Annotated in this window: 4 protein-coding genes; all 4 read right to left on the bottom strand. The window is 62.2% G+C overall.

Annotated elements, in window-relative coordinates; translation table 11 throughout:
• Positions 1 to 17: 17 nt before the first annotated feature.
• Positions 18 to 197: a hypothetical protein gene (locus ACXWUF_RS21190; RefSeq protein WP_458496537.1), complete on the bottom strand. Its 180-nt coding sequence runs from the start codon at positions 195 to 197 to the stop codon at positions 18 to 20.
• Positions 198 to 225: 28 nt separating this feature from the next.
• On the bottom strand, positions 226 to 630 hold the full coding sequence (locus ACXWUF_RS21185) for a hypothetical protein (RefSeq protein WP_458496536.1): 405 nt from the start codon (positions 628 to 630) through the stop codon (positions 226 to 228).
• Positions 631 to 939: 309 nt separating this feature from the next.
• Positions 940 to 1,680, bottom strand: coding sequence for a hypothetical protein (locus ACXWUF_RS21180; RefSeq protein ID WP_458496535.1), 741 nt, complete (start codon positions 1,678 to 1,680; stop codon positions 940 to 942).
• A gap of 30 nt (positions 1,681 to 1,710) precedes the next feature.
• Complete coding sequence (locus ACXWUF_RS21175; protein WP_458496534.1) at positions 1,711 to 2,877, bottom strand: hypothetical protein; 1,167 nt, start codon at positions 2,875 to 2,877, stop codon at positions 1,711 to 1,713.
• Between the last annotated feature and the right edge of the window lie 272 nt (positions 2,878 to 3,149).

Here is a 3,149-nt window from a genome sequence, read left to right as displayed (position 1 = left end):
ACCTACGCCTGAGTGCCTTAGCGGTGCCCGAAGATGTCGATGACGGCGCCGGTCGTCGCGCCGACCGCCGCGCCCATCCGGGCGTTGCCGCCGAGGGCGCCGATTCCGGTGCCTATGGCCGCGCCGCCAAGCGTGGCGCAGCCCGCCGCCGTCAACAGGGCGACGGCGGCGAACCAAAGTGTCGTCCGTTTAACCATGGGTTTGTACCTAACTTAAGTCGGTCGGTTATTCACTGCGCCCGGGCGGCGGGGCGGGTTTGATGATTTCCAGCCAAATCACGTCCAGCACCGTCTTGCCGAGTTGTTGGGGATGGCCGGCGTACCATTGGTCGATGCGTTCGGCCACTTGCCCGACGGTGTAGGCGGAGAAGCCGCGATGGGCTTTTTGGACCAGGGTTTGATTGTCGGCGGGCGGGGGCTGGCTGGTCATCTGGTAGGCGAACTCGGCGTTGATGGCGTTGCCCAGCCCGGCCAGGTAGGACAGCTTTTCATCCTTGGACGACGCGATCCAATTCTGGCCCGTGGCGTAGCGGAGGCCACCGTCGGCGCTGCCGGGAATGTCCCCGGCCACAGCCGCCGCCGAACTCATTCCCAGCGCCATGATGGCGATGATTTTCCCGAGTCTCGTCATGGTCGTTCCTCGACAGCTTGTGGCGGTGTTGATTCTTCGACCCTTGAGCGCCGGGATGGTTTGCCCGATCACGAGCCCCCCGCTTTCTCTGCCATTAAAATTTGGTGGAATGGACGTGGGAGCGGTCTTTAGAACGCGACTCGTGGTAGGTCGCGGTCTAAAGACCGCTCCCGCGGAAAGCTCTTCTCGCGCCCGGGATGAAAATGCACTAACGGTGCGCAGTGGCTTGTGCGCGGGCAAAAAAAGGCCCGCCACGAAGGCAGGCCCAAGATCGCCGCTTGCGATAACTTGCAGTGTGTTCGGGTTCGATCAGGCCGCCGCCAGCCCCGCCTGCTTGAAGGCCGATTGCTCGTGCCAGTGGCGGATGTGCTTGAGATGGTCCTCCTCTTCCACCAGCGCTTGGCGGAAATCCTTCTCCATGTCGTGCAGATTCATTTCGCCCGCCAGCTTGAACAGCAATTCCCAGCCCGCGTTGTCCGTCAGTTCGGCGGTCAGCATGGTCTCCAGGCATTGGGACACGCTGGTGCGCGGGTCGCTCAGCACTTGCAGCACGCCGCTGGACGCCACGCCCGACACATCGGCACCGGGCGTTTGCGCCGTCGGGTCGGCCCCCAGGGATTCCAGCGCGTTCGCCACCAGCTTGAAGTGCAGGGCTTCTTCCTTGCGGAACTGCTTAAGCGTGTCGATGGAAATCCCGCCATCCGCCTGGGTGGCCTCGCACTTGGCGATGAAATAGTCGTACAGCCGGGTGCCGGTGCGCTCGAAGGCCAGGCGCTCGCCCAGCTTGTCGATCAACACCTCGGGATTCTTGCCGCCCAGTTTGTTCAGCATGGTTTGGGCCGCGCCCTTCAGCGTGCCGGGCAGCGGCACCGAACCCACCGGCTCGGCCTCGCGGATGTATTGGCTGTCGAACGCCGCCAGGGCCGATGCGTCTCCCGGCGAGCTGGGCTGGGCGTGCTCGGACGCGTCGATCATTTGCTGGCTGTCGAGGGGCGACATGTCGATGCCGGTGCGGTTCTTCATGCTCATTTCAACGGCTTGCTTGGTCATGGTTGGTTCTCCTCCTTGTGTAATGGGATGTCAGCCGGCGACCCGGCGGTTCAGTTCGGTGCCGGGCGACCACTGGTAGCCCGCCGCCACGGCCTGCGAGGGCGAGCCTTGGGAGTTGAGATGCTGGCGGTATTCCAGCGATTCCTTGGGTTCCTGGGCCTTGTCCACGAACCGGGTGCCGTCGGTGCGCAGGTCCACTTCCTGGGCGAGGGTCTGGCGGACGAATTCGCGGTTGCTCTTGAAGGGAATCGGCTCCGGCAGCGTCGCCGAAATGATTTCGGCGGGGTCGCGGCGCTCGTATTTCTTGAGCAACTCCGACACCAGGGTGAAGTGGCCCAGCTCGTAATCCAGGAAGCGCTCCCAGATGGCCTTGATGCGCGGGTTGGTTTCCTGCTCCACGCACGAGTAATAGTTGTAGACCTCGGTGGCCTCGTGCAGCAGCCACTTCTCCAGCCAAGTCTCGGTGGGGTCGATGATCGACTCGTACTGGGTGACGTGCTGCTCCTCGATGGACGCGATTTCCGCGTACAACTGGCGGGCGATGGGGTCCGCGTACATGGGGCCGACGTTGGCGTAGAAGTCGTGGGTCTGGTACTCGGCGGCCATGATGGTCCCGGCGTGCAGCTTGCTGATCGTGTCCGCCTTGGTCTTGTCGTAATGGTTACGCAGGTCGTTCTCCGGCGAGCGATGCTCGTCCACGGTGGGCCGCCCCGGAATGATGTCGGTGTGGGATTGCAGGATGTTGTTGGCGTCCTTGCCCTCCAGCCGGTCCAGCAGCGCCGAGTAGCGGTAGAGGTGGTCGAAGTCTTCCAGCAGGCCCAGCCGGTAGACCTGGGCCAGATAGGGATCGGGTTCGTTCTGCGCCACCGCCGCCGTGACCTCGACCGCCACCTGTTCATAGGCGATGGTGGTCTCCAGCGGCGAATGATCCGACGAGATGAGCCAATTGATCGTGGTTTGCTGGTGCTGTTCCACCCGCCGGACCTTCGCCAGTGGCAGTTGCAAGTCCTTGTTCATGCGGGCGCACATGTGGCCGAAGCGCAGGGCTTCCGTTTCCAGGCCATTCATCAGGATGATCCTGATCCGCGTGAACGCCTCGTCGTCCAGCTTGCTGATGGGCTTCTGCACCATGTCCTTCCAAGTGAACCGCTGTTTGTCCAGGGGAATGCCTTTCCCGTCGAACAGATTGATAGCCATATCACCGTCTCCTTTCGTGAGCTGAAAAGTTCCCTAATCCAAAGGGCGTTCAAATATCGAAGCAAATGCCCTTCACCTTAGGACAGGGACGGCGCGGCTCGATTCAAATTAATTCGCTAGGTAGAAACACGGAGGCAGGCGCAAGGCCGATTCGGTTTTGAAAACCGAGCCGGCCTATCCGAGGAAAACGGGAGCGCCTCTGCCCAATAGGGTTTCCTGATTGGCAAGGAACTTCAGTCATCACCGCATTCCTGTAGGGTGGGCATGTACCC

It is taken from the genome of Methylomagnum sp. (genome assembly GCF_054333355.1).
The sequence above is the reverse complement of the archived record's forward strand: the minus strand, read 5'-3'. Positions and strand labels throughout refer to the sequence as shown.